Here is a 26,044-nt window from a genome sequence, read left to right as displayed (position 1 = left end):
TTAGTTCGTATTCGTGGTAAATGTCTTTGTTAGGTCAGGATTTTTTCATTCCGTCATTTTGTTAATCTGTTTGATTTCTAATTGAAACTCTCTCGATATGCCGATGGCGATAGATTTGTTTTAGCCTTAAATAGTTTGCTGAATGATTGTGAATGTTCAAAACCTAATTCATAGGCGATTTCGCTAATTGAAAGATCAGATGTAGATAGTCTTTCTTTCGCTTTTTCTATCAATTTATGGTGGATGTGTTGCTGTGTGCTTTGTCCTGTTAGAACTCTCAATAAACTTCCTAAATAACTTGGTGAAACGTTTAGTTGTTTAGCAATGAACTGAACTGTCGGCAAACCTTTTGAAATTAAATCATCGTTATTGAAATAATCTGTCAATAATTTTTCCAAACGTTCCAAAATTTGATGATTGGCTTTTTCTCTTGTGATGAATTGCCGATTATAGAACCTTTCTGAATAACTAAGTAATGTTTCGATTTGGGAGATGATGATTTGCTTGCTGAATTTGTCAATATTGGAATGATACTCTTTTTGAATATTCTCTATTATTCCGTTCATTGTATTTTCTTCTTTTTCTGAAAGGAACAGGGCTTCATTTACTGAATACTTAAAAAATTCAAACTGCTTAATGGTTTTTGCGAGTGTTGTATTCCACAAAAAATCAGGATGGATAAGTAAAACCCATCCTGACTGATTTGAATAATCATTGGCTTCAACGTTGAATACTTGATTTGGAGAAATGAAAAACATTACACCTGAACCAAAATCATATTCCTGTTGTCCGTATTTGAGCTTGCCTTTTAACCCTCGTTTAATTGAAATGGAATAGCAATCTAATACCAAACTTGAGTCTTCAGAATGCTTTGCATTTCCAACGCTAACAACACTTATCAGTGGATGCTCCGGTTGGGGCAAGCCACGTAATTCGTGGTATGCACTAATTGATTTAATTCGATATGGTTTTCCGTTTGTCACATTTTTAAAGATAACTATTGTTTATTATATGCTTCGGCAAATTCTACCGCAAATTCTTTCATTTTCGCTTGTCCTAAAGTCGGTTTGTTTTGATAATAATTCTCATAGAATTTTCCGCTGTGAATGCTGGCATTCATCTCCGTGAAGTTTTGAGCAAAACTTTTCTGCATTCCAAATGATATTAAAGCATTTAACTGTTGCTCGTCACTGATTAATTCCCATTTCAAATCAGGTTTTCCAATAGCCGTTCCTAAAATGCCTGCCAATTCATTGCATTTTATTTCTTCGCTAGCCACATAGAGTACTTTTCTGTCCGTGGTGTCAGATTCCAATTCCTCAACTATCGTATCAGCAATATCAAGATTGGAAACCCATAATACGATATCGTCGCCACCGTAATTGGCAGAAATTGTGCCGTAGTGCTTTATGCCCGGTATATAATTAAACAATCCTTTGTAAAATCCCGCAGGGCGGATAAATGATATGCCGATATCCGATGGCAATTTTTTCAAAATATTTTCCGCATTGTGATGAATGGCAATGAGTCCGTTGCCTTGTTTCATATCTGCACCAATACTGCTTAAATAAACCACCCTTTTAACACCTGACTTAATAATGGCTTCAAGATAATTATTGGCAAATATTTTAGCTTTTTCTGTTAGTTTACTCGCGTTATTTTCAGGGTCGGTAAAATTGATTTCTAAAGCTATCATACAATAAACGGCATCTGAACCTGAAAATGATGTTGTTAAAAAATCTACATCATCCATATTACCGATTGCCGGTTTTGCACCTAAAGATTCAATTTCTTTTTCTCGTTCGGGGTTACTGCTGATTACCGTTACAGAGTGGCCTTTTTTCACTAATTTTTGGGTTAAAGGCCTGCCGATATAACCCAATGAGCCTGTCAATACTATATTCATTTTTTTCTACTTTTTTGATGTTACAAAATTGCAGAGATGTTAATCAATGTATGTAGTCAAATCGGCTGATGTTGTAGTCAGAATGAAAGGTCTTCCTACCTGTTCATCTTTTTGGGTGGTGGGTGGGCTTGGTTTTATCTTCTGAACAACGTAAATATTAGGTATTGATTTACAATCTTTTATAAAAGTATATTTCCCTGTCATTTCGCCCATATATTAGACCCCTTTTTTATGTTAGCCGAGGTAATCAGTGGCTGGTTACATGGGGGATTGTGCCTAACGTCCTCATGAGCAGTAGCGGTTTTTATGTATTTACTATTCAGTTTAGCACAAAGATAGTTAAAAGAGATAATTTTGGGTTTGACACTTTCCCCGCTATTGCTTACACACATTGTGTGTGCCCAGCATGGGCATCTGGTATCGAAGATACCGAATTATTCAAGAGGGTAAAAGTCCCTTATGCGCAGAAATTAATGTCCCGAAGCATTAGCAAGTCGCAAGCTGTTGGGAATCTACCATATGGTCATCAAAAAATACCTACAGAACTATCTGGATGAATTTACTTATAAACACAACAGAAGATACTTTGGCGAAAAACTATTTGACAGACTGATTATCGCAGCAGTTTACCCATACGTGCAACATTGCGAATAGTCATACAATCTAATTAATCAACAAATTAATAAAATAGAATTTTGCTATGACAAACATTAAAACAAAATCCAACGTCAATTAGGCGAGGTTCTTTTGCTTCTTTTCTTTGGTCGCTATGTGGAAAGAAAAGAAGTACCTCCCATAGCAAAAATGGGATAACGAATATCCCATGCAAAAAATCCCGCAACCTGTTTGGTGAAATGTAAGGAAAGGTAATTGCTGTCGGGTTCATTTTGGCAAAGGGGTTGCACCCACTCAATGCAAAAAGACTGCCCCGACCATCGGGAGGGAGTGTCTTTTTGCCGCCCGCCCCAACGGTGTAGGGTCAGGCGACTTTTAGGGGGTGGGTGGTAAAATCTTTCAGGTTGTGGAAAAATCCCCTGTACGGTGTCAATCCGTTGCGGAACAATCCCCAAAGTAAAGAGCAACCCATTTGTGTCAATGAGGAATTGATAAATAAGTCCTGTTTTTCCAAGGCTTCGGCTAAACTGCAACTTGGTGTACCGTCCTGCTGTTCGGATTGCCTGAGCAGTTCGCCAAATTCTTCGGTAACAAATGGCAGGCTTGCCACCGTTTCGTACTTTTCGGATTGGGGTTGCTGTATTTCCCCAATAGTAGATAACAAGACTTGCCCTGTGTACTGGCTGTTGCCAAAGTCCAACCAATATTTGGGGCTGTCCCTGTAATTCCTGCGGTCACTTACTTCTTTCAGTATCTCGGCAACACCAAACCTTGCCTGTACATTATCCACGCAAGTAATGGTAAGGGTCGCCCTGGCTTCTTCGGGGACTTGCCCGAAATTGTCCTTTTCAAATTTTCGGGTTTCGGCTTTCCAGTTAGTCCCCGAAAAACGGTTGGCTCGGTTTATGAGTGCCACGGATTTGTACAATCCTGTTTCACATTCCGCAAAACGCTGTCTGCCCAAATTGGCACTGGTAATCCTATCATCATCCCAAAGGCGGACTTGCAATCCTGCGTGTCCCAATTCGATTAAACTATGGTTCATTTCCATTAAGGCGGTCAACACCTTTGAGCCTGTGCCACCCGCTCCGATAAGGTTTACCGAAATCGGGTTGGTAGGGCTTATGAGATAGTTGTCCGTAAAATGGACTGCTGTTTTTGCCGTATTCATCACAATAGATTTTTAAGGGTTTTGTTGTTCTTTTTCAATACCTCTTTGGGAAAAGGTTTATCTGTACCGACCAGTTCTTTCCATACATTTACACAATTCCCTTTTATGGGACTGTGGCTTCCCAATAAATGGCTGAAATAGCTGTTAAAAAAGTAGTCTTCCCAAGCAGTGGTAAATTCCTCGACCGAAGCCGAATTTTTGATGTCAATGTTTACCGTCCCCATACATACGTTGCCGTTCTCATTTACATTGAAAAACGGGGCATAATGCAAGGGGGTGTTTTCGGTGGGTCGCCTGTTGCCTTTCAGCGCAAATACGTAAAGGGTGCTTTTGCTTGCCAACCAAAGCATTGGGGGTATTTGTGCCTTCCCGTTGGGGATGCCCAGACCGTCCACAAAATACAGTTGCCTTTGCTGTGCTTTGGTGTACCAAAGTACCGTTCCTTTTTTGCTCGGATTGATATGCAGGATGTTGGTCGGTAAAATCCCCTTCGGCTTTAAAAAAGCTTTGTTCCTTTCTTCATTGGTCTGTAAGGACTTTGCCAATGCGTTGGCTTCCTTTACTGTCAATGGGTGCGCATTAATAGGGTTGCCGTCTTTGTCCATATCGAAATGTTCCACGTACATATCGGTTTCCGCTGCTTTTGTCTTATAGAATACCAAAGCGGATTTTGGATGATACAATGTGCCGAAATTCTCGGTTATGTCGTTTATATTGTTCATTATTCTTCTGTTTTATATTCATATAATAAACCGCCCAAATCCTCCAACAGAGCAAACAAACGGTTCTCAAAATCAAGATTGTTTGCAGTTATCTCGTTTCCGTCAAAGCGTTTGAAAATGGTCGGTTCTTCGATTGCCCCGTACTCGTTAAACTCGTTGTTGATACAGTCCACAAGGCTTTCGTACAACCAACCTTTGGTGTCCGACACGAATGAAATGTACTTTTCCATTCCGATAATTTCATGGTCATAATCATCCGTATCGGGGTCTTGTTCAGGTGCATTTCGGAACACGCTCGCAGTTGGATATTCATTGTAAAGAACAAAGGCATTGCAAGCCATTTTATGGCATTCCATATCAAAGTCATCACGAATTTTAAAACCTTTTAAGCGTTGTTCAAATAGCTGTAAATTGATAAGGTTGTACAGTTTCTGTTCAATCCTGTCGCCAATAGTTTCGGCTTTCCTCAATTCACCTTTATAAAATTCGGTTTCGTCCGTATGGTCATCGTATTCCACCCATTCGGTAAACATTTCATATTGCCAATATAAATAGGTGCTTTCCTGCCTGTAATACGGAATGTCCGCAATATGGTACAAATAACTGCAAACCGATAGGAGTAGCTGTGCAGTCCGTTTCCGTTTTTTATCGTGCAACATTCTGAATAGTGGCACAACGGGAATATAGAAAAGGGTCGTGCCTGTGTCGTATCGCTGCTCACTTATCAAAAATGTTTTCCTGCTGTCCTGTGCCAAACGTAAATCGTCCCAATTTGCTACGTTGCGTTTTAACTTTGTTTCCAAATCCCACGTTGCCAGTACCATATTGTAGGGGAAACCATATTCGTTGGTTTGCATGGGTTCAATACGGTAATGTTCGGCAAGACTGGAAAGGGACTTATAAAAATCCCTCTCCGTTTTTGCTGTTTCCTTACAAGCCTGTACAGATTGTACCATTTTCAGTTTAGGCAGAAACGTACATTTCAAAAAACCATTGGTAGCATGGCTATCGGCACGGTTTTCCGCTTGTCTTTCTGTATTTCGTTTGTGTCTTTTGGCCTTTGCATCCATTGTGCAAACTCGCCCAACTGTCGGTGCAGTTTCAGTTGCCGTTGCTGTTCGGGAAAGCTGATAATTCCCGATATGATGTTGCGTTGCATAATTCATTCTTTTGATTTTTAGTTTAACCTTTCGTACCCATTACGCTTTCAAATCTGTACTCGACCGCATCGTCCTTGATTTGTGGGGCAGATACTTTTGCAGTTGTCAAAATCGGATACATATTGGCGTAATAATTCGTCACCGCTTCCACGCTCCAACGTGCTTCAGGGTCAGTCAATCTGATGTCCTGTCCTTTATCTTTGAGTATAAACACTCGCTCTAATTGCGTTGCTAATAACATAGTTCCTTATTTTAGGGTTATACATTTTGTTCCTGTTCTGCCCCGAAAAGGTCGGGTGCAAATTTTTCGGACAATTCCTTTTTGCGTTTGCGTATCTCGTCCGCTTTTTCGGGAAACTCCGCTATATCGGGTACTTTTATCCACGCTTCACGGAATTTGCCTGATGCCTCCAGTTCGTCCACCTTTGCCATACTGTCCTTGTATTTCTTGTCTTTGGCTTCTTTTTCCTTTTTGGCTTTCTCGGCTTTCTCTTTCTCCATAGCCGATTGTTTTTTGGCTTCCTCGACTTGTTTTAGGAATTTTTCCATATCAACCATGACCCCCGAAACGGTTTGGATAGGTGCGATTATCTGCTCAAAAAATCCCTCGTCAAACTCCTGCGGTGTGGCGTTAAAGGTCAATGGGGGAATGAGGTTTTTGGCACTATCCCCACATTGTTCGTTATGGAGTAGTACCGATACGATAAGATTATTTTCTGCTCCTTTGGAAATGTTCAGTTGCAATACTCCTGTAAAGTCCAACTGCTGTATCTGATTGAAAAAATTTGTATTCATTGTTCTGAAATTTTTATGTATTGTTCCTTGTATTGAATGTTATGAATGTGATTTTTCAGAGGTAAAAACCCCATTTACATAATAGCCGTATGACTGTTCCCAAAGCCGTATTAAGCCGTCCGTATCTACATAGAAATACTCTGTACGATTGCAGTAAATAATATGTATGCTTTCGTCTTTGTACTCCCTGTCAAGACTCTGTGCTTTAGCCAAACTTTTGGCTTCCTCTATTGATTTTGCTTTCATAATCCCTGTTTTTAACAGGCTACCACCGATGAAGGCGGTAGCCTGTGGTTGTTTAATTAAGGTTTAGGATTTCCGCACCGTCCTTTGCAAAAGCATTACAGTATTCAAATGCCTTTTGAGATTTGAGTTGGGCAGTACCACCCATTACGATACTCTGCAACTTGGCTTCGTCATCCCTGTAATTGCGTACATTCTGAAAGTAGCCCGTAACAGCGTTGTATGCCCCGAACAATGTGCCTTTGGTGGTGTCCATTTGTTGGGTATCGCTTACCATTGCGTAAGCAAAGGCATCATCAATGGTGTTTTTGAACACCGTGGACAGTTCATCTTCCGCACCTTTTTTGATATGCTCCAATGTTTCCTTGTTCGGGCAAAGAGCCAATTGGATGAGCTTTCTGACCTCTCGGTCTGTTACCCTTATTTTTGCCCACTCGTTGAAAATGCCTTCCAATTGAGTTGTCAAGGTATTCGCTAATCCCATAATCTTGTGGGCATTCTCGATACGCTGTTTTGCACCCGAAGTGTGTTTGATACGCACTACGTTGGTCATATTCCGCAATGAGGCGTTAAGGGTGTTTTGGCAAACGATACGGATAGGTGTAAACGCTGCGGTAATACTTCCGCTACCATCGTGGCTTGTGGTCAAGAAAATGTACTTTTCCGTTACATCATCGCCATTGCCCACACGGATATAACCGGGCAGTTTAGCCGTAATGAAAATACGTTCCCCATTGCCCAATGCCCCTGCGGTTTCGTATAGGATGCCCTCGCCACCGCCTACAATACTGTCAAAGAAATTGAATGCTTCACGGTTCTGTACGATATGGTAATCCTTACCGACCACGCCCAATACGGCATTGTTATCGGTACGGATATTGGCAAAATAGTAGGGTACTTCCAGTTCGTTGCTCCCTATCTCTATACCCTGTTCAGTTTCGATAATCCCTGAGCCTTTGGTAAACAGCGGGGATTTGACTACTTCATAATCCAATCCTGCGTATTTGATAGCTTCCTCACTTGTCGGGTATTGTTCCACAATTTGACCCAGACCATGCCATGCCTTTTGCTGTACTGAAAAGAAACTGTACTTTCCTGTTCTCTCGTTGAAATTGATGTTATGTGCCATGATTTTGAAATTTTAGAATGTTTGAAAAAGATTGAATGTTTGCTGTTAAAATGGGAGGTCGTCCTCTGTTTCCTGTTTGGTGTTGTTGCTTTCAGATTGTGCAGTAGCCTGTACGGTTGCTGCTTTCCTGCTACCTCCGTGCAATTTGATTTGTGAGGTATGGAAATTCAGTCCTGCGTGTGCCTTGCCGTCCATATCCGTCCACGCCCTTACACTTACCCTACCTGTGAGTTCTACCAAAGAGCCTTTTGTAAGTATCTTGGCTACGTTCGGGGTTATCCAATAAGAGCAATCGAAAAAGGCGGTTTGCTCTACCCGTTCGCCCTGTTTGGTTTGATAGCTGTCGTTTACCGCTACCGAAAAGTTTACTACCTGTCTGTTGTCGTCAAGGGTCTTTACTTCCGCATCCCTTGTCAGTCTTCCTGTGATGTTCATGATTTTTGAATTTTTAGAGATTGATTTTGATTTGTTTTTTTGTTTGATTTATTCGGTAATGAGAGGAGGTGCTGTTTCGTTTCATTACCATTTCCAATGCTTATAATCTTCATATCTGACATTTTTTTTATTCGTTTAAAGAGCCGGAGTATGCTATGTTTCGTTTCACGAGCATAAAAGGTCCGTGTGTAGCAGCACCAAGGTTTTGGAGGGAAATACTACCCAACGGGTGGAGATTTTTTTCCAAACTTGTCCTGACCTTGGGGATGCGTTAAGGACACGGTAATACCTTTGCTCTTGAAATGGAACAATAAAGCATACTGGCTCTTTGGATAAAAAAGGTGTGGAAGCCGGGAAGATGGCATTGGGAAATGGTCCGGGATGAATTGAAATAACACTTCCAATTCACAGAATTTTTTAAATCCTTTTTTAGTTGTGTGGCTGTGAAGGCCACACCCACCTACAGAGGTTTGAAAAATTGTTATGCAAGGGAAAGCCGCAGGGGCAACATTTTTCAATCTTCTGTCCGGGAAATAGCCATAAGCTCTTTTACAGCGGAGGGATCGGATCGGAAGGTAAATGTGCTTTGGCTATATGAAGTATGGGAAATAAAAAAGCAGGATCATAAAAATCCTGCTCTATAATTGTTGGAAAGGAATGAATCTGATTAAACTGCAATTTTTTCTTCCATCGCACTAAAGGAAACTTCCATTGCCTTTAAATTTCTGGCAACAATATCCATGTCCATACCAACTTTCTCATTGAGTATTTTGGCATAGATCTGAGTGGTGGTAATGTTCGTATGCCCCATCATTTTTTGTACACTTTCAAGTGAGGCACCAGCCGTAAGTACCATTGTAGCAAACGTATGGCGTGCCGTGTGGAAGGTTACCTTTTGCTCGGCAGTAATCTCTGCAATTGCCATAATCCTGGTGATATGGTTGTTGCAGGTTGCATTGGATGGAACCGGAAAAACAAATTCGTTCCTTGTTGTACCGAAATACTTCTCAATGATTTTCTTGGGTATTTCCAATAAACGGACGTTGGACGAAACATCGGTTTTCTTTCTCCGGCTGATAACCCACTGATGGCCGTCAAAGAAATTCTGAATATTGTTCCGCTTCAGTTTTTTGATGTCCGCATAGGACAAGCCCGTAAAACAACTGAAAACAAAGAGGTCTCGGACAAGTTCGTACCTTTTCTTCGGAAGTTGGCAAAGCATAATTTTCTCAACATCTCCTTTCAATAGGAAACCCCTGTCAGCCTCCTTCATGGTGATTTCGTAGTCCTCAAAAGGATTATTGCGGATCATGCCCTTTTTAATGGCCAGCTCCACTATGCGTAAAACGGGCATGGTGTAAACCCAAACCGTGTTATGGGTACATTCCTTGTCCACACGCAGGTAGAAATCAAATTCACGGATAAAATCGGAAGTAAGTTCCTTGAAAGCCATGTCTTCCCTTAAATATCGTAGCTTGATAAACTCTGCAAGGTGGTTGTACACTATTTTATATTTGTTGTGGGTGCTTTGGGAACGCTCCCTTTTAGCTACCATTTTTGCAAAATCGTCATTGTGTGCCTGGAATACCTTTAGAATGGCATCTTCCATAATACCCACACCCAAAAAAGAAAGTTTCAATTTTTGCGGGGTGACAAAACCATCGTATTTGAGCAATTCCTCATAATGCTTGTCGATCCGTAACCGGATATTATCCAATTTTGTATTAGTGCTTAATGCCTGTTTGCTTTTCCCGGGAACCCTTCCATGTTTCAAATCCCAATTACTGGGGGTAATTTCCAGCTTTGTACTGAATGATGCGGCTTTTCCATCAATAGTGATACGCCCCATAATGGCAACTGTGCCATTCTTCTTCGGCTCGTTTTTCTTTAAGTAGAAAAGGAGCTTAAACGTTGACCTTTTCGTCTGTTCCATAACTCAATCTTTTATGTTTAAAATTAATTTACATTGAGTTACAGGGAAAGATGAAAAGGAATGCAAAAGACTGAAATATAAGTAATTATGCTTCATGCGATAGATTGGTTACCAGTAACGATTTAGTAACCTAACCTTGTCATTTTAAGCCCAAAACTTAAAGTACAGTGACCTCCAATTTTAGCCCTACATTTTATAAACCACTGTATATGAACGGACTTCGCCGTTTTGCTTACCTTTGCTTTTTTCTAATATTTTTTTTTAAAAAAATTAAAGAATTTCAAACTTGATAAAATTTAGAAGCGAATATTCATATAAAAGAAGTAATACATTCAAACCATTTAAAAATATACATTATGAATGCATAATTAAAGTAGATGATAAATACCTGAGTATAGCGGCAGCTTCGATCTTAGCAAAAACTCATCGTGATGAATATATGGAGAAAATCCATGAAGAATTCCCGATGTATAACTCTGGAAAAAAAACAAAGGCTATCCTACTAAAGAACATCGTGAAGCCATCAGGAAATATGGAATAACAAAATACCACCGAAAAAGTTTTAGACTTCTTCCTGAACAACTTGAACTTAAATTGTAGAAAAATCTGCTTCAAACAGCTCCTTAAAATGCAAGAAGAAACGTTGCTTCACCTCTTCCATATTAACTGTAGTCTTTCCCAATTCGACATTTAAAGAAGTAACGGCCTTTTCTTTGATTCCACAGGGAACAATATTATCAAAATAGCCTAAATCGGCATTTACATTTAAAGCCAAACCGTGCATGGTTACCCATCTACTGGCGCGAACGCCCATTGCACAGATTTTCCTGGCAAATGGTGTTCCTACATCAAGCCAAACTCCGGTTTCACCTTTACTGCGCTCGGCAACAAGACCATAATCTTTTAAAACAAGAATTACCGCTTCTTCTAAAAGCCTTAAATATTTATGAATATCGGTAAAGAAATTATCTAAGTCTAAAATAGGGTAAATGACCATCTGCCCTGGGCCATGATATGTAATATCTCCGCCTCTATTAATTTTATAGAATTTGGCACCTTTTTCTTCAAGCTGATTTTCATTGATTAAAAGGTTAGAAATATCACCACTTTTCCCTAAAGTGTACACATGTGGATGTTCTACTGAAAGTAGATAATTGGGAGTTTCAATTTGTGTATTTTCTCTCCGGTTCTTTACTTTTAAATCCAGAATCTCTTTAAAAAGCCGTTCCTGTTCGTCCCAGGTTTCTTTATAATCTTTAAATCCTAATTCCTTTACCTCTATCCTCTTATTTTGCACCTGTAACATCATTTATTAGGGTTATTCAAAATTATAAGTGCTGCTATTACTCCGGGAATCCAGCCAAGCAACGTAAGAATAAGCACAATTATTATGGAGCCACAACCTTTGTCGAACACCGCTAAAGGCGGAAAAATAATCGACAAAATAACACGCCAAATACTCATAATTTCGATATTATCTAAAACCAAAAACAAAGATAGAATTTCTAATCTATATTCGCTGCTAATCTTAAGTATAACATTGGTTGGTACTCTGATTGTCATTATATTTGCAGCTGCTATCCTAAAACAGGAAGCCACTAAATTTTAAAATTACACCATGCAGCTATCTGAACAGGAAATTGTAAGAAGAGAAAAACTGGCTACATTAAGAGAGAAGGGAATTAACCCCTATCCGGCCGATTTATTTCCATTAGATCACACATCTGCCGATATTAAGGCAAATTTCGAAGAGGGTAAAAAAGTTGTAATCGCGGGTAGATTAATGTCTCGTAGAATTCAGGGAAAAGCATCTTTTGCTGAACTTCAGGATTCCAAAGGAAAGATTCAGGTTTACTTTAATCGCGATGAGATTTGTACTGGCGAAGATAAATCAAAATACAACGATATTTATAAAAAGCTGCTTGATATTGGTGATTTTATAGGTATAGAAGGTGAATTATTTAAAACCCAGGTAGGCGAAATGACCGTTATGGTGAAAGATTTTAGCCTATTAAGCAAATCTATTCGACCGCTACCATTACCAAAGACCGACAAGGAAGGAAATACTTATGACGGATTTACAGATCCTGAGCATCGCTATCGCCAACGCTATGCCGATCTTGCCGTTAACCCAAAAGTGAAAGAAATTTTCGTAAAACGTACTAAACTCTTTAGTGCGATGCGTAATTTCTTTAATGAGGCAGGGTATTTTGAAGTAGAAACACCTATTCTTCAATCTATCCCAGGTGGTGCAGCTGCACGCCCATTCATCACACATCACAATGCATTAGATATTCCTTTATATTTAAGAATCGCAAACGAGCTTTACTTAAAAAGACTTATCGTAGGTGGTTTTGACGGAGTGTATGAATTCTCTAAAAACTTTAGAAATGAAGGAATGGATAGAACCCATAATCCTGAGTTTACCGCGATGGAGATCTATGTAGCTTATAAAGACTACAACTGGATGATGGAATTTACCGAAAAACTTCTTGAGCATTGCGCTATAGCAGTTAATGGCACTACAGAAGCTACCTTCGGAAAGCATAAAGTAGATTTTAAAGCGCCATATAAGCGGGTAACCATGACTGATGCGATTATTGAATTTACCGGATTTGATATTACCGGCAAATCTGAAGCTGAATTATTTGAAGCTGCAAAAGGTATGGGCATCGAGGTTGATGACACCATGGGTAAAGGAAAACTTATCGACGAGATTTTTGGTGAAAAATGTGAAGGCAACTATATCCAACCAACCTTTATTACCGATTACCCAAAAGAAATGAGTCCGCTTTGTAAGGAACATAGAGAGAATCCCGAACTAACAGAACGTTTTGAGCTTATGGTTTGTGGAAAGGAGATCGCTAATGCCTATTCAGAGCTTAATGATCCTATCGACCAACGTGAGCGTTTTGAAGAGCAATTACGATTAGCTGAAAAAGGTGACGATGAAGCAACCGAGTTTATCGATCAGGATTTCTTACGTGCTTTGGAATATGGGATGCCACCAACATCTGGACTAGGGATTGGGATGGATCGTTTAATTATGTTCCTTACCAATAACCAGTCTATTCAGGAAGTTTTGTTCTTTCCGCAGATGAAGCCAGAGAAAAAACAGGTAGAACTTACCGAGGAAGAAAAAGCGGTTTACCAATTATTGAAGGATGACGAAAACCATGATATGAACCTTATTAAAGAGAAATCTGGTTTAAGCAATAAAAAATGGGATAAAGCTTTAAAATCACTAAGAAAACATAAGATGATTGATGTTTTTAAAGAAGGCAACGAAATGAAAATAAGCGTCGCATAACCAATCATTCAACTGTAATAGTTTAAAAAGGTCACACTAAAAATGTGACCTTTTTTATTATCCTATTCTTAAAATATTCATTTTTATTAACTTCTTTTTAAACCTTTTAAAGGTTTTATAGTCAAATAACCGATTTTGGAGTACTATAGAATGTTTTTTTACAAAAAATTCAACCCAAATTCAGTTAAAAATCAATTACATCGAGGCAGGCTCACGAGATAATTATTAGAAAATTATTTTTTATTTCGGGGCGCCCCGCTGCTGATGGCTATTGGGACGGGGCCGAAGTATTTAATTTCGATTAACGAGTAAATAAACCTTATGACAAACAAACTACCAATCAGGATTTGTGCTGTGGGGCTTTCTTTTTTGATGGCGTCTTGTGCCGTTTTTCAGAAAAACAAGAAAAACCAACCTGCAAATGCTCAAAAAGAAGAATCTAAAGACGGATTAAAACCTTATGCCAAGGTCATCACCAAAGATGCAAAATCAGACGAAGGTCTTTTTACCGTTCACAAAGTAAAAGACAAATATTACTACGAAATCCCAGACAGTCTTTTTAACAGAGAGATGTTAACCGTAACCAGAATTGCAAAAACGGCTTCTGGCATTGGTTTTGGCGGCGGAAAACAAAACACTCAGGTGCACCGCTGGCAAAAGAAAGGTGACAAGGTGTTACTTAGAGTTGTTTCTCACGATATTTATGCTGCCGATTCGCTTCCTATCCATGAAGCTGTTATGAATTCTAATTTCGAGCCTATTCTTAGTTCTTTCGAAATTGAAACCGTAGGAAAAGATTCTATCAATAAATCTTATGTTATCGATGTTACCGATCTTTATAAAAAAGACGTTCAGGCATTAGGACTTGGTGAAAGATACCGTAAACAATACAAAGTTTCAAGACTAGATGATAGTCGTTCGCTTATCGATACGATTAGAAGTTACCCTGAAAACATCGAAATTCGACATATAAAAACATATAATGCTGGGGATCCGCCATCAAATTCTTCTACCGGGTCAATCTCTTTAGAGTTTAGCAACTCTATGATCCTTCTTCCAAAAGAACCGATGGAGCGTCGTTATTTCGACGAGCGTGTAGGATGGTTTACTACCAGCCAGACCGATTATGGTTTAGACGCTCAAAAAAGTAAAACGGTGGAATATCTTGACCGCTGGAGATTAGAGGTGAAAGATGAAGACATGGAAAAGTTTAAAAACGGTGAGTTAGTAGAACCTACTAAACAAATCGTTTATTATATCGACCGTGCCACACCAGCAAAATGGGTACCTTACATTAAGCAAGGGATCGAAGACTGGCAGGTAGCTTTTGAAAAAGCAGGATTTAAAAACGCGATTATCGCTAAAGAAGCGCCAACACCAGAGGAAGATCCAGATTGGAGCCCAGAAGATGTTCGATATTCTGTAGTTCGATATTTAGCCTCTCCTATTCCTAACGCCAATGGGCCTCACGTAAGTGATCCACGTTCAGGAGAAATCTTAGAGTCAGATATCAATTGGTACCACAATGTAATGACTTTACTACGTAACTGGTATTTTGTGCAGACTGCAGCTATTAATGAAGATGCTCGTGGCGTAGAATTTAAAGATGAAATCATGGGACGTTTAATTCGTTTTGTTTCATCTCATGAAGTTGGTCACACTTTGGGCCTTCCTCACAATATGGGTAGTAGCCCGGCTTATGCAGTAGAAGATTTACGCGATCCAGAATTTACTTCAAAATACGGTACAGCTCCATCAATTATGGACTATGCTCGTTTTAATTACGTAGCGCAACCCGGTGACGGCGATGTAGCATTAATGCCAAACATAGGACCTTACGATAAATACGCGATTATGTGGGGGTACAAACCCATCCCTGGTAAAGAAGGAAAAGAAGAAAAACCTGTTTTAGATGAATGGATTTTAGAGCATGCAGGTGATCCTTTATATCGCTTCGGAAGTCAGCAAAGTGGTGGTGTAATCGACCCTTCTTCACAAACTGAAGATCTTGGTGATGATGCCGTGCTCGCTAGTGAATACGGAATTAAAAACCTGAAGCGTATTGTACCAAAATTAATTGAATGGACCGCTGAAGATGGTAAAGACTACGAAGATCTGGATGATCTGTATGGTCAGATACTCGCTCAGCTTAATCGCTACATGGGGCATGTTGCCGCTAATATTGGAGGAGTTTACGAAAATTATAAAACCTACGACCAGGAAGGTGCCGTTTATACGCATGTCGCTAAAGAACAGCAGGAAAAAGCAATGGATTTCTTACAAGAGCAATTGTTCGAAACTCCAAATTGGTTAATCGATCAGGATATTTTCAATAAAATTGAATTCGACGGAAACATCGAAAGAATTAGAAGCATGCAAAGCAATACACTTTCTAATATCCTGGACTTCGGAAGAATGCAACGTTTACTAGAGAACGAAGAGATTAATGGGAAAGAGGCCTATACGCTTCTGGATATGATGGAGGAGTTACGTAAAGGAATCTGGAGCGAATTGAATTCTGGTCAAAAAATTGACAGATACCGCAGAAATCTTCAAAGAGCTTACATCGACCGTATGGCTTATTTAATGACAGAAGATCAGGAAGCTATCCCAAGCGCTTACCGCCGTTGGATTAGCAGAACCAATGTAAACGTAGCGCAAAGTGATATTCGCCCAATCGTAAGAGGCGAATTGCAAACCTTACAACGACAAATAAGAAATTCGATGTATCGATCTGGTGATACCCTAACAAGATATCACTTACAGGATGCATCAGAAAGAATAGATCAAATCCTTAATCCTAACGACTAGTCTAACCACAGACTATATTTGATTTATTAGTTTTTTAGAACCTGCCTACTCCACAAGGCAGGTTTTTTATTTTTCAATGATTTCAGAAATTATTCATCAATTCAATTAAACCTTTCGTACTTTTAACAGTCATATCATAAAATTCACTTTAAAATTCTTCAATATGAAAAAATTATGTATTATTTTAATGATGCTTATTGGAGTATCTTCATTTGCTCAGCAAAGAGAAGATCGCAGAAAACCAATGAAGGAACGTGCAGGAATGAATATGACTGCTGAAGAAAAAGCGATACTAAAGTCTAAGCAATTAACCCTAACTTTAGATCTTACGAAAGAACAACAGGAAGAATTTCAGAAATTATACGTAGATCGTGCTGAGGATAGAACGAAGATGCGGGAGAAAATGAAGGATGCTGCTGAAGATGCTAAACTAAAAGAAGAAGCTTTCGAAAGAATGAATACCAGATTGGATAAAGAAATCGCCTTTCAACAATCTATTCAGAAGATTCTAAACCCAGAACAATACGCGCTTTGGAAAGATTCGCAAAGAGCAGAAAAAAGAAATCGAATGATGGCTCTTAAAGATCATCACACCGATTGGAAATCCAAACACAAAACCCCCAGATAAATTTCAATTTATAATTGTTCATTTGCAAAAAGAGAAGCTGACAGCTTCTCTTTTTTTATTAGTAAATAAAATAGTTTACGATCATGCCGCCAGCTAACCAGGCATAACAAGCAAAAGCAATATACTTCAGGCTTTTCTCCATCAGTTTACTTTTAGGTGCCATTTCTTTCATCTGCATCACATCGGTCCTTTTAAAGAAACCTAAATACATCAAATATCCGGAAATTAAAAGAAAAGCGATATTCAGAAAAAAGGTATAATCTATTTTAAAGAAGGTTTGATCCTGTACCTGCACACTTGATGGATCGGGAATCAAATCGAAACTTAAAAATCCGTAATGCAGCAATAGCGAAGCACCAACCAAAGAAATAAATAAGAGCATAAGGATAAAAAACGCCATTTTCCAACCATAATATTTGGCGTTGATCCGAAGCACCGGAAAAACCACCAGGTCACTAAAAATAAAAGCGATCACACCGGCAAAACTCACCCCTTTACCAAATAATAAAGCGGCTAAGGGAATATTTCCCATCGACCCGATAAAGGTGATAAACGCGACCACCGGCCCTACAATAATATGTTCTAAAATCGTCAAAAATGAGAAATCGGTATTGCCCTGCCCGCTATTGATAAACAGCGTCTGAAAAAACGAATCTGGGACGAAAGCTGCTACAATCCCGGCAATGGTAAAACCAAGCGTAACATCCTTCCAAACCATTTTCCATTCCATCCCGTATTGCTGTGAAACTTTTGCCCAGCTCTTTTCGGTTTTTATTCTTTTCTTCCAGGATTTCTGGTCGTCCGTCTCATCATCTTCGTCATCCTGAAGGCGTTCTCTGGCTTTTTGAATAAGCCCTTTAGGATGAAATAACCGAATAAGCAACCAGCTAATCAGAATCAATAAAATTCCGCCTAAATATTCTCCTACCACAAACTGCCAGCCTAAAAATATCGAGATGATAATTCCCAGCTCGATTACCAAATTGGTAGAGGCCAGTAAAAATGCGATACTCGAAACAAAACTTGCTCCTTTTTTAAACAAACTCTTGGTAGAAGCCAATGCAGCGAAACTACAGGAGCTACTTATAAAACCAAAAAAGGTTCCCAACAACACTCCTTTAGATTCCTTTTCGCCCATTGTCTTTTGCATTCGTTTTTCGGTCACAAAAACCTGAATGCAGCTACTAATCACATATCCCAAAGCAAAAGCCCACAATGCCATCCAGAAAAATCCCAGACTGGTATTTGCAGCTTCTCCCCATTTGCTTAAAAAATCGTTCATAAATCCTCGTTTTGGTTAATTAGTTTCGATAAAAATCTTAGGATAATTTTGCGGCCCGTAACCTCAGCGCATTTGCGATCACAGAAACCGAGCTAAAACTCATGGCCAAAGCAGCGATCATTGGCGATAGTAAAATTCCGAAGAATGGAAATAAAACACCCGCTGCAATGGGCACCCCAATACTGTTATAGATCAAAGCAAAAAATAGATTTTGTTTGATATTCGCCATCACTTTGTCACTCAGTTTTCGTGCTTTTAGGACTGCTTTTAGATCCCCTTTCACCAAGGTAATTTCAGCACTTTCAATAGCCACATCGGTTCCGGTTCCCATAGCGATCCCAATATCGGCTTTCGCCAGTGCCGGCGCATCGTTAATTCCGTCTCCAGCTGCAGCCACTTTTCTTCCTTGTTGCTGTAGCTTTTCAACCTCGCTCATTTTATCCTGGGGCAGCATTCCGGCTTTAAAAGCAATTCCCATTTCATCGGCAACCGCTTTTGCCGTACGTTCGTTATCTCCGGTAAGCATGATTACCTCAACGCCGTCTTCTTTTAATTTTGTAAGCGCTTCTTTACTGGTTTTCTTTACAGGATCTGAGATCACCACAAATCCTTCAACTTTACCATCTACACTTAAATAAGAAACAGTTTTTCCCTGTTGCTGAAATTGCTCAATTTCGCCATCGATTTTTTCTGAAGAATTGATTCCTTTTTCATCCAAAAGCGCTTTATTTCCCAGCGCTAATTTTTTCTGCTGAAGTTCACCTATCACACCTTTTCCGGTAACCGAGTCAAAACCTGAAGCTTCTTTAATCTCTATTTCGTGCTCCTTCGCGTACTTTATTGTCGCGGTAGCCAGTGGATGTTCACTATGTGTATTTAAAGCTGCGATAAATCCTGCAATTTCAGCTTCAGTAAAATCGCCAACACTCACTATTTTTTCTACAGTAGGTTTTCCTTCAGTAATGGTTCCGGTCTTATCGATGATCAAGGTATCGATCTCATTCATCTGCTCTAAAGCCTGCGCATTTTTAATCAACACACCATTTTGAGCGCCTTTCCCTACGCCAACCATCACCGACATTGGCGTGGCTAAACCAAGTGCACAGGGACAGGCAATAATCAGTACCGCAATAGCATTTACAAAAGCATAAACATAGGATGGCGACGGACCAAAAATGGCCCAGATCACAAAAGTAATCACTGAAATAAGTACAACAATCGGCACAAAATATCCTGAAATTCTATCGGCCAGACGCTGAATTGGCGCTTGCGATCTACTGGCATCGTTTACCATCTGGATAATTTGCGAAAGCAAAGTTTCATCGCCCACCTGCTCGGCGATCATGGTAAAGGAAGAGTTCCCATTTATGGTTCCTGAAGTTACTTTATCTTCAGCCGATTTCTCTACGGGAACAGGCTCTCCTGTAATCATACTTTCATCAATAGAGGATTTCCCTTCTTTGATTATGCCATCTACCGGGATTTTTTCTCCTGGTTTTACCTTTAAAATATCGCCTTCCTCGATCTCATCGATACCAACGACTTCTTCTTTTCCATCTTTAATTCGAGAGGCTTTATTAGGTGCCAGCTTCAGTAATTCTTTGATGGCCGAATTGGTACGATCGTGCGCCCTCGCTTCTAACATTTGCCCAAGCAGCACTAAGGTTAAAATTACCGTTGCAGCTTCAAAATAAACATGCACCGTTCCTGCTTCGGTTTTAAATTGATCTGGAAACAGATCTGGAAAAAGCAGTCCTAAAATACTGAAAATCCATGCCACGCCTGCCCCAATACCAATTAGCGTAAACATATTTAAATTCCAGTTTACCACAGATTTCCAGGCACGCTCAAAGAACATCCAGGCCGTATAAAAAACTACCGGGATCGATAATCCAAATTGTACCCAGTTCCAATATTGCAAGTCCATCATCTGATAAAGCGGATTGTTATTCAGCATATCAGACATAGCTATTAAGAAAACCGGTAAAGTAAAAGCCACAGAAAGCCAGAACTTTTTGCGCAATTTCAGGTAGGTAGAATTTTGCGCATCTGGCTCGGGATCCTTTGGAACCAGATCCATCCCACAAATTGGGCAATCCCCAGGCTCATCTTCTTCGATTTCTGGATGCATTGGGCAGGTATATCCTCCCCCACTGCCCCCTCCAAGGGAAGGGGCCTGCACCAAATCCATTCCGCATACCGGGCAATCTCCCGGCTCGTCATACATCTTATCCCCTTCGCAATGCATTGGGCAATACCACTTGCCATTTCCTTTGGCTTTAGGCTTTTTTTTCTTATTACTTTTTTCTGAATGCTGATGCTTATGACCTGCCGGATGAATTTCATATCCACCACCATCATTCTTTAAGACCTGCTGAAACTTTTCAATTTCAATATGATGATGCATACTGATTCTTGCTTCGGCCTTTTCAAGATTCACTTCAGCATTTGCTACACCATCAACTTCATTTAAGGTTTTTTCTACATGAGCGCGACAACCATTGCAAGACATTCCGCTTACATGATAATTGTGCGTCATCATACTATCTTCAGAAGAATTTGTTTCCGAAGGCATCGAAATTTGATAATTTCCACCGGCATTTTTTAAGGCCTGCTGAAATGCTGAAATTTCAATATGTTTATTCATAGAAATTTCAGCGGTTCCTTTTTCAAGATCTACCTCAACTTGTTCTACTTCAAGAATATTTTCAAGTGCTTTCGTCACATGAGATTTACACCCCTGGCAACTCATTCCGGTAATTTTATATGTATGCTTCATCATAAAAAATACAATACATGCTGAAATTTGATCTTTTCAGCATAAAAATTAAATCTCTACAAAGGTAGGCTTCATAATCACCAATCACTTTTAATATTTTGGTAAGAAATTTCGATTTTAGAGCATTGAAGCAGCATTTAAACCGGTCACCAATAGACTTTAAACAGCATCAAGGCCTTTTCGACCTTTTATCTGCATTTTTTTATATTCAGATGGAGTGATGCCAGTTTGCTTTTTAAAGGAAGTGGATAAATAGGCCGCTGTTGAAAAACCAAGCTCGTAAGCAATTTCAGCTATACTCAGTTCATCGTACTCTAACAACTCTTTAGCTTTTTCAATTTTAAGCTTATTGAAATAGGATTGAATACTTTGTCCTTCTTCTGCAGTAAACAGATTGGTGATATAGCTATAGTCGTAATGCAGCTTGGTACTTAAAATTTCAGAAAGCTTTTTCTGATCCGTTCTATTCGAAACCTCTTCAATTAAAACCGATTTTATATGATTTACGACGCGTTTATTTTTAGTTTCTATAAGCTCAAAACCTACCTTTTCAAGTTCCGACGTAAAGGCTTGATGTTCTTCTGCAGAAAGATCTTTTAGTAAAGTGGCTTCTCCCAGACTCACATTTTTATATGGAATCTCAAGTTTAGACAGAATATCTTCTACCGTTGCGATACAACGGCCACAAACCACATTTTTTATATGAATAATATTCTCTGCCAAAACTCTAATTTTTAAAAGATGAGGCTGTCTAAAAGCATCCAAAAACGTCATTCTGAACTTGTTTCAGAATCTCATCTCATTGATTTAAAAATCATTATGAGAACCTGAAACAATTCCGATAGCCATCGGAACAGGTTGACTAAAATTGAGTTTTTAGACAGCCTCATTAATATTTTTTACTGAATAGTTTTTTCTACTCTGCCGCAATGCAACATTTTATCCCCAAAATAAGGATTATTAATGTCTTTGGAACTTGCAAACCAGTAATCGCCCTTACCTTCAAAAGCCATTGGGCAAAATTGTTTGTAAATCGCTCCAGAGGCAATCGCATTTTCCAACACGGGCTCCATACTATGTGTTAAATCTGAAAAGGCTTTACGTTGCGCTTCGATATCTGATGCTTCTGCAATTTTACTCGCTGCTTCCATAATCTCAGCTTCTGCGTTTTCAGATAGTTTTTTAGCCGCTTCCTTCGCTGCTTCAGCGTCAGTAGCTACTAAAGCATCCTTCAAATCTAAATAAGCTTCGTAATTCGCTGCAACTTTCTCGTCATTAAATTCGGCCTCACTCATTTCCATAGCAGACTCTTCGTCCATCTCTTCATCGTGAGACATATTCATTTCTTCGTGCGAAGTTTCAGCAGATGTTTCAGTAGAAGTTTCTTTGTTCTCCTTACAGCTGGTAAAACTTACGATCCCTGCTGAAAGGGCGATAAAAAATAGATTTCTGTGTATACGCTTCATAATTGCTTGTTTTTAATTAATTATTGAACATTATTTTAGGTCATTCAAGACTTGATCCGGAATCTCATTATTATGAGACCCTGAAACAAGTTCAGGGTGACGTTATACTATTTATATTTATTTGGTAATGTTTCCAAAATTTCACCACAGCCTAACATTTGGTCTCCAAAATATGGATTCTTAATTTCTTTATTTTTACTTAGCCAGGTCGCGCCTTTGTTGTTGTTCGCCATTGGGCAACGTTGAATATAAATTTCCTCTATTTCATCGAAATTCGATACCAGCGCAATCATATTTTGAGAAAGGGCAATAAAATTTTCTCGTTGCGCGGCAATAGCTGCTGTATCACTTATCGCTTTAAATTTATCCTGAAGAACTTTAAAGTGAGATGTCAACATCTTATTCAATTCCGATGTATCGATATTGTTGATTTTTGCTGAAGCTTTTTTCGCGGCCTGCATTGCTGAAGCGGCATCGCTAGCCACCAGATCATCTTTCAATTGTAAATAATCCTGAATCACCGGTTTTAGTACCGACTGAAAACTTTTTGGCAAACTCATTTCCATCACCATAGCTTTATTATTGCTATCAGTCGGATTCTGGTTCATCATCGATTTTTTTCCCTGAAGTTGGGCCGCGGCATCTACGGTAAAGGTTCCGTTGGTAACCACTTCATCACCTTTTTCCAAACCTTCAAGAATTTGGTAAGTATCGCCAGTTTCGCTACCTAATTTCACCTCTTTCATTTCAAATTGTGGCGTATTGGGATCGGTTTTTAAATACACCACAGATCGCTCTCCCGTCCACATTACTGCCGACTTTGGGATACTTATTTGCGAATCTTCTTTAGCTCCCAACTCAACCTTAGCTTCTACGAACATTCCCGGTTTTAAGTTTCTGTCGCGATTATCTAAAACCACGCGAACTTCTGTAGTTCTAGCCGAGTTATCTAAAATAGGATCTATAAAATCTATGGTTCCACTAAAACTTTCGTCTACAAAAGCATTTACCGAGATTTGAAGTTTTTGACCTTCTTTTAAATTAGACAATTGCTGCTCATAAGCATCGAAAACCGCCCATACTTTCGTAAGATTTGCGACTTTATACAAGGGCTGCCCACGATTTACGTAATCCCCCTCGTTTACCATTTTTTCAGTCACCGTACCCGAATTTGAGGCAAAAACAGGAAAATTCTCTTTTACTTTTCCGCTTTCTTCGATCGAATTGATTTGCGAATCACTCAACTTCCAATTCTTAAGCTTGTTTCGTACCGCCTGGTATAATTTAGGCTGAGATTCCTTTAGTTTCAAAGCCGTTAATAATTCCTGCTGCGCAGCCACCAGTTCGGGTGAATAAATTGTTGCCAGAATTTGACCAATCTTAACCTGTTCCCCTGTCGTATTGATAAAAAGCTGTTCGATTCTCCCAGCAAAATACGAGGATTGCACTGCATTTAGTTCTTCATTAGTTTCTAAGGTTCCAGATAGAGTAACCGATTTGTCTGCATTAGAAGTTCCGACGATTGTTGTTTGGATATTCGCCAGTTTCATTGCATTTTCGGTCATCGTAAAACCTGCAATAGTAGCATCACTTTGATCTGCCGGGATTAATTCCATGCCGCAAATCGGGCAATCTCCAGGTTCGGGTTGCATGATCTGCGGATGCATCGAACAGGTCCACATTGTATCTTCTGCTGCACTATGCTCAGCGTGCGTCTCTTCGGTTGTATTATCACTTCCGCTAAAAACCAAATAGCCAATAAAAAGGCCAATGATCAAAGCCAAACCTGTATATATAATTGTTTTTTTCATAATCGTCTTTTAGCCTTTAGCTATCAGCTTATTTTTTCAATATTTAAAATTTTATCCAAAATGCTGTTTCTTTCAGTTTTTATCTATTCTAACTTAATCAGTCATCCCGGACTTGATCCGGGATCTCAGCATCAGCGTTATGAGATGCTGTCCCGATAGCTATCGCGGACGAGTTCAGCATGACAAAAGCTACATTTGAAAATTATCTATTCTCCAATTCCAATCGTATTCTTTTTCTTTTTTCCATTGCCGAAAAAAGAAACAAAAAAGTCTAGGCTTACGAACTTTGCTCTAAATTGTTTGTTCAGAACCTAAATTTTAGGAACTCGCTACGCTCAAACAGCCTAAAATTCTACGCTTCTCTCACTTCCAATTTTACAAGCAATTTTCGGTAGGCCTTTATTCATTCAAAATCTATAATCTCTATTCTATTTTTTTCTCTCTTCTCAATCATCACATTTTCAAATTACCACATTGTCAAATTTGCTCTTCTCAATACTCAATTCTAACTACTCATTACTATTCCACTAAATACTGAATCACCGCTGTTTGCTGAAAATAATTACTTACCGCTTCGGCCAATCTCAGCTGATAATCCAACTGCATTTCCTGAATATCCAGCACATCCCTAAAATCTAAACTTTCACTTTCGTAACTCCGCATTAAAATATCCTCCGCATCTCTGGTTAATGCAATATTTCGAAGTTGAATCTCTACAGAATTACGAGCTGAATTCCGCATTTCTATAGCATTCGACAAACTGCTTTCCAATTCATTTAAACGCTGATTTCTATTTGCTGAAATTTGCTTTTTTCGCAACTCATTCTGCGCGGTAACCGATGAATATTTATTATTGAAAATCGGAATAGAAAACGATACCATAGGCATCACAATATCTTTCCCATTATCAGGAATTGCCATATCGGCCCGCCTCCCAACATTGATATAATCTATCCCTAAACCAAATTGCGGAGCCGATTCTTTTTGATTAATAGCTTCGGCAAAATCAACACTTTCCAGACTTTCATCGAATTTGGATAATTCTGGATGAACTTTTATTTCTGAAATATTTATTTCTTCTGAAGGCAATTCCAACGTATCTACAAGTTCAACTGAAGTATTATTTTCTTTATTCAATAATCGATTAAAAGCCACTTTTCCGGCATTTAATTGACTTTCAAGATTTACCTGCTGATCTTTCAGCTTATTTTGACGCATTTGCAACTGAAGCACATCCACAGCGCTGGCTTTACCAACTTCCACCCCGTTTAGCGCCAATTCTTCATAGACCTTCAATAACTCAATATTCTCCTGAATCACTTTAATTTTCTGCTGAAGTTCATATAATTGAAAATAGGTCTTAGAAACCGATAATCTTAGCTTGCGTAAAGCGATATCGACTTCAATATTGTCTTCTTCGGCTAATGCACTGGCATAATTCTGCCTCGCAGAAATTGTCCCAAACCACGGAAACATCTGCTTCACCGAAAATTTAGCCTGCTGGGGGCCGGTTCTGGTTTCAGGTTCGCTAACAAAATAGCCTGCAGCAAATTCGGTATTAGGCAACGTGTTTACCGCATTGATCTGCTCTTTGGAAATATCATATTTCGCTCGCAAGGCATCGATCGCCGGGCTATTATCCTGCGCTTCCAAAACATAAGATTCCAGCTGTTGCGCCTGGGGTGCCAAAGAAAGTAGCAGCATTCCCAAGATCAGGAAAGTTTTATATGCTTTTTCAGCTTTTAGCTGCCAGCTTTCAGCCATCAGTTTATTTTCCTTTTTCATTTAAAGTTTTGTTTCATGTTCCAAGCAAAATCACTTATCTAAAACCTGTCGTCATTTCGAGCG

The 26,044-nt window shown here is 39.2% G+C and carries 23 protein-coding genes and 2 pseudogenes; 6 read left to right on the top strand and 19 right to left on the bottom strand.

What is annotated here, in order from left to right; translation table 11 throughout:
* Positions 1-77: 77 nt before the first annotated feature.
* Complete coding sequence (locus tag L1967_RS01185; RefSeq protein WP_249599879.1) at positions 78-983, bottom strand: helix-turn-helix domain-containing protein; 906 nt, start codon at positions 981-983, stop codon at positions 78-80.
* A gap of 14 nt (positions 984-997) precedes the next feature.
* The gene (locus tag L1967_RS01180; RefSeq protein ID WP_249599878.1) at positions 998-1,906 is read right to left on the bottom strand and encodes an NAD(P)H-binding protein; all 909 of its coding nucleotides are present in this window, start codon (positions 1,904-1,906) and stop codon (positions 998-1,000) included.
* A 272-nt stretch (positions 1,907-2,178) separates the two neighbouring features.
* Here L1967_RS01180 and L1967_RS01175 point away from each other — a divergent pair, with 272 nt between their 5' ends.
* Both L1967_RS01175 and L1967_RS01170 read left to right on the top strand, forming a co-directional pair.
* The gene (locus L1967_RS01175; RefSeq protein ID WP_249599877.1) at positions 2,179-2,463 is read left to right on the top strand and encodes a hypothetical protein; all 285 of its coding nucleotides are present in this window, start codon (positions 2,179-2,181) and stop codon (positions 2,461-2,463) included.
* A pseudogene (locus L1967_RS01170) lies at positions 2,396-2,560 on the top strand (IS1595 family transposase); the annotation flags it as partial. The gene L1967_RS01175 and the pseudogene L1967_RS01170, both read left to right, overlap by 68 nt.
* Before the next feature lie 325 nt (positions 2,561-2,885).
* On the opposite strand, the gene L1967_RS01165 reads toward L1967_RS01170, so the two are convergent.
* From L1967_RS01165 to L1967_RS01125, 9 genes are all read right to left on the bottom strand, one after another.
* The gene (locus L1967_RS01165; protein WP_249599876.1) at positions 2,886-3,692 is read right to left on the bottom strand and encodes a PRTRC system ThiF family protein; all 807 of its coding nucleotides are present in this window, start codon (positions 3,690-3,692) and stop codon (positions 2,886-2,888) included.
* The gene (locus tag L1967_RS01160; protein WP_249599875.1) at positions 3,692-4,414 is read right to left on the bottom strand and encodes a PRTRC system protein B; all 723 of its coding nucleotides are present in this window, start codon (positions 4,412-4,414) and stop codon (positions 3,692-3,694) included. The genes L1967_RS01165 and L1967_RS01160 overlap by 1 nt, the downstream gene beginning before the upstream one ends.
* Positions 4,414-5,580: a hypothetical protein gene (locus tag L1967_RS01155; protein ID WP_249599874.1), complete on the bottom strand. Its 1,167-nt coding sequence runs from the start codon at positions 5,578-5,580 to the stop codon at positions 4,414-4,416. Before L1967_RS01155 ends, L1967_RS01160 begins: the two co-directional genes overlap by 1 nt.
* Positions 5,581-5,596: 16 nt before the next feature.
* On the bottom strand, positions 5,597-5,815 hold the full coding sequence (locus L1967_RS01150) for a PRTRC system protein C (protein ID WP_249599873.1): 219 nt from the start codon (positions 5,813-5,815) through the stop codon (positions 5,597-5,599).
* Between the two features lie 17 nt (positions 5,816-5,832).
* The gene (locus L1967_RS01145; protein ID WP_249599872.1) at positions 5,833-6,369 is read right to left on the bottom strand and encodes a PRTRC system protein E; all 537 of its coding nucleotides are present in this window, start codon (positions 6,367-6,369) and stop codon (positions 5,833-5,835) included.
* A gap of 39 nt (positions 6,370-6,408) precedes the next feature.
* Positions 6,409-6,615: a DNA-binding protein gene (locus tag L1967_RS01140; protein ID WP_249599871.1), complete on the bottom strand. Its 207-nt coding sequence runs from the start codon at positions 6,613-6,615 to the stop codon at positions 6,409-6,411.
* Positions 6,616-6,667: 52 nt separating this feature from the next.
* Complete coding sequence (locus L1967_RS01135; protein WP_249599870.1) at positions 6,668-7,741, bottom strand: DUF932 domain-containing protein; 1,074 nt, start codon at positions 7,739-7,741, stop codon at positions 6,668-6,670.
* A gap of 45 nt (positions 7,742-7,786) precedes the next feature.
* Positions 7,787-8,176 carry a single-stranded DNA-binding protein gene (locus L1967_RS01130; RefSeq protein WP_249599869.1) on the bottom strand — a complete coding sequence of 130 codons (390 nt, stop codon included), beginning with the start codon at positions 8,174-8,176 and terminating at the stop codon, positions 7,787-7,789.
* Between the two features lie 667 nt (positions 8,177-8,843).
* Positions 8,844-10,109: a site-specific integrase gene (locus L1967_RS01125; protein ID WP_249599868.1), complete on the bottom strand. Its 1,266-nt coding sequence runs from the start codon at positions 10,107-10,109 to the stop codon at positions 8,844-8,846.
* Between the two features lie 325 nt (positions 10,110-10,434).
* Here L1967_RS01125 and L1967_RS01120 point away from each other — a divergent pair.
* A pseudogene (locus L1967_RS01120) lies at positions 10,435-10,709 on the top strand (ribonuclease HII); the annotation flags it as partial.
* Here the strand turns inward: L1967_RS01120 and lipB are convergent.
* Positions 10,699-11,418, bottom strand: a complete 720-nt coding sequence (gene lipB, locus L1967_RS01115) for a lipoyl(octanoyl) transferase LipB (RefSeq protein ID WP_249599867.1) — start codon at positions 11,416-11,418, stop codon at positions 10,699-10,701. The pseudogene L1967_RS01120 and the gene lipB overlap by 11 nt on opposite strands.
* Positions 11,415-11,573 (bottom strand): YqaE/Pmp3 family membrane protein, encoded by a 159-nt coding sequence (locus tag L1967_RS01110; RefSeq protein ID WP_249599944.1) that lies wholly within the window; start codon positions 11,571-11,573, stop codon positions 11,415-11,417. The genes lipB and L1967_RS01110 overlap by 4 nt, the downstream gene beginning before the upstream one ends.
* A gap of 154 nt (positions 11,574-11,727) precedes the next feature.
* Here L1967_RS01110 and lysS point away from each other — a divergent pair, with 154 nt between their 5' ends.
* From lysS to L1967_RS01095, 3 genes are all read left to right on the top strand, one after another.
* Entirely contained in the window at positions 11,728-13,419 is a 1,692-nt protein-coding gene (gene lysS / locus L1967_RS01105) for a lysine--tRNA ligase (protein ID WP_249599866.1), read from the top strand.
* A 372-nt stretch (positions 13,420-13,791) separates the two neighbouring features.
* Positions 13,792-16,230, top strand: a complete 2,439-nt coding sequence (locus L1967_RS01100; RefSeq protein ID WP_420856390.1) for a zinc-dependent metalloprotease — start codon at positions 13,792-13,794, stop codon at positions 16,228-16,230.
* A gap of 163 nt (positions 16,231-16,393) precedes the next feature.
* Positions 16,394-16,858: a hypothetical protein gene (locus L1967_RS01095; RefSeq protein ID WP_249599864.1), complete on the top strand. Its 465-nt coding sequence runs from the start codon at positions 16,394-16,396 to the stop codon at positions 16,856-16,858.
* A gap of 58 nt (positions 16,859-16,916) precedes the next feature.
* Here the strand turns inward: L1967_RS01095 and L1967_RS01090 are convergent, their stop codons facing one another.
* From L1967_RS01090 to L1967_RS01065, 6 genes are all read right to left on the bottom strand, one after another.
* A complete protein-coding gene (locus L1967_RS01090) occupies positions 16,917-18,140 on the bottom strand; it encodes a permease (RefSeq protein WP_249599863.1) in 1,224 nt (407 codons plus the stop codon).
* Positions 18,141-18,177: 37 nt separating this feature from the next.
* On the bottom strand, positions 18,178-20,919 hold the full coding sequence (locus tag L1967_RS01085) for a heavy metal translocating P-type ATPase (RefSeq protein WP_249599943.1): 2,742 nt from the start codon (positions 20,917-20,919) through the stop codon (positions 18,178-18,180).
* Between the two features lie 159 nt (positions 20,920-21,078).
* Positions 21,079-21,693 carry an AraC family transcriptional regulator gene (locus L1967_RS01080; protein WP_249599862.1) on the bottom strand — a complete coding sequence of 205 codons (615 nt, stop codon included), beginning with the start codon at positions 21,691-21,693 and terminating at the stop codon, positions 21,079-21,081.
* A 125-nt stretch (positions 21,694-21,818) separates the two neighbouring features.
* Positions 21,819-22,385: a DUF3347 domain-containing protein gene (locus L1967_RS01075; RefSeq protein WP_249599861.1), complete on the bottom strand. Its 567-nt coding sequence runs from the start codon at positions 22,383-22,385 to the stop codon at positions 21,819-21,821.
* Positions 22,386-22,492: 107 nt separating this feature from the next.
* A complete protein-coding gene (locus L1967_RS01070; protein WP_249599860.1) occupies positions 22,493-24,196 on the bottom strand; it encodes an efflux RND transporter periplasmic adaptor subunit in 1,704 nt (567 codons plus the stop codon).
* Between the two features lie 519 nt (positions 24,197-24,715).
* Complete coding sequence (locus tag L1967_RS01065) at positions 24,716-25,981, bottom strand: TolC family protein (protein WP_338063499.1); 1,266 nt, start codon at positions 25,979-25,981, stop codon at positions 24,716-24,718.
* Between the last annotated feature and the right edge of the window lie 63 nt (positions 25,982-26,044).

Origin of the sequence: Zunongwangia pacifica, from assembly GCF_023499215.1 — a bacterium.
In the GTDB taxonomy this organism is placed as follows: Bacteria; Bacteroidota; Bacteroidia; order Flavobacteriales; family Flavobacteriaceae; genus Zunongwangia; species Zunongwangia pacifica.
Note: the sequence above shows the minus strand (reverse complement) of the source record. Positions and strands in the feature narration are given on the sequence as shown.

What these genes read in the sequence shown, in the direction of transcription:
- L1967_RS01180 (WP_249599878.1), bottom strand. Translation starts at nt 1,906, where the DNA reads ATGAATATAGTATTGACAGGCTCATTGGGTTATATCGGCAGGCCTTTA.
- L1967_RS01165 (WP_249599876.1), bottom strand. Translation starts at nt 3,692, where the DNA reads ATGAATACGGCAAAAACAGCAGTCCATTTTACGGACAACTATCTCATA.
- L1967_RS01160 (WP_249599875.1), bottom strand. Translation starts at nt 4,414, where the DNA reads ATGAACAATATAAACGACATAACCGAGAATTTCGGCACATTGTATCAT.
- L1967_RS01155 (WP_249599874.1), bottom strand. Translation starts at nt 5,580, where the DNA reads ATGAATTATGCAACGCAACATCATATCGGGAATTATCAGCTTTCCCGA.
- L1967_RS01150 (WP_249599873.1), bottom strand. Translation starts at nt 5,815, where the DNA reads ATGTTATTAGCAACGCAATTAGAGCGAGTGTTTATACTCAAAGATAAA.
- L1967_RS01145 (WP_249599872.1), bottom strand. Translation starts at nt 6,369, where the DNA reads ATGAATACAAATTTTTTCAATCAGATACAGCAGTTGGACTTTACAGGA.
- L1967_RS01140 (WP_249599871.1), bottom strand. Translation starts at nt 6,615, where the DNA reads ATGAAAGCAAAATCAATAGAGGAAGCCAAAAGTTTGGCTAAAGCACAG.
- L1967_RS01135 (WP_249599870.1), bottom strand. Translation starts at nt 7,741, where the DNA reads ATGGCACATAACATCAATTTCAACGAGAGAACAGGAAAGTACAGTTTC.
- L1967_RS01130 (WP_249599869.1), bottom strand. Translation starts at nt 8,176, where the DNA reads ATGAACATCACAGGAAGACTGACAAGGGATGCGGAAGTAAAGACCCTT.
- L1967_RS01125 (WP_249599868.1), bottom strand. Translation starts at nt 10,109, where the DNA reads ATGGAACAGACGAAAAGGTCAACGTTTAAGCTCCTTTTCTACTTAAAG.
- lipB (WP_249599867.1), bottom strand. Translation starts at nt 11,418, where the DNA reads ATGATGTTACAGGTGCAAAATAAGAGGATAGAGGTAAAGGAATTAGGA.
- L1967_RS01110 (WP_249599944.1), bottom strand. Translation starts at nt 11,573, where the DNA reads ATGAGTATTTGGCGTGTTATTTTGTCGATTATTTTTCCGCCTTTAGCG.
- lysS (WP_249599866.1), top strand. Translation starts at nt 11,728, where the DNA reads ATGCAGCTATCTGAACAGGAAATTGTAAGAAGAGAAAAACTGGCTACA.
- L1967_RS01100 (WP_420856390.1), top strand. Translation starts at nt 13,792, where the DNA reads ATGGCGTCTTGTGCCGTTTTTCAGAAAAACAAGAAAAACCAACCTGCA.
- L1967_RS01095 (WP_249599864.1), top strand. Translation starts at nt 16,394, where the DNA reads ATGAAAAAATTATGTATTATTTTAATGATGCTTATTGGAGTATCTTCA.
- L1967_RS01090 (WP_249599863.1), bottom strand. Translation starts at nt 18,140, where the DNA reads ATGAACGATTTTTTAAGCAAATGGGGAGAAGCTGCAAATACCAGTCTG.
- L1967_RS01085 (WP_249599943.1), bottom strand. Translation starts at nt 20,919, where the DNA reads ATGAAGCATACATATAAAATTACCGGAATGAGTTGCCAGGGGTGTAAA.
- L1967_RS01080 (WP_249599862.1), bottom strand. Translation starts at nt 21,693, where the DNA reads ATGACGTTTTTGGATGCTTTTAGACAGCCTCATCTTTTAAAAATTAGA.
- L1967_RS01075 (WP_249599861.1), bottom strand. Translation starts at nt 22,385, where the DNA reads ATGAAGCGTATACACAGAAATCTATTTTTTATCGCCCTTTCAGCAGGG.
- L1967_RS01070 (WP_249599860.1), bottom strand. Translation starts at nt 24,196, where the DNA reads ATGAAAAAAACAATTATATATACAGGTTTGGCTTTGATCATTGGCCTT.
- L1967_RS01065 (WP_338063499.1), bottom strand. Translation starts at nt 25,981, where the DNA reads ATGAAAAAGGAAAATAAACTGATGGCTGAAAGCTGGCAGCTAAAAGCT.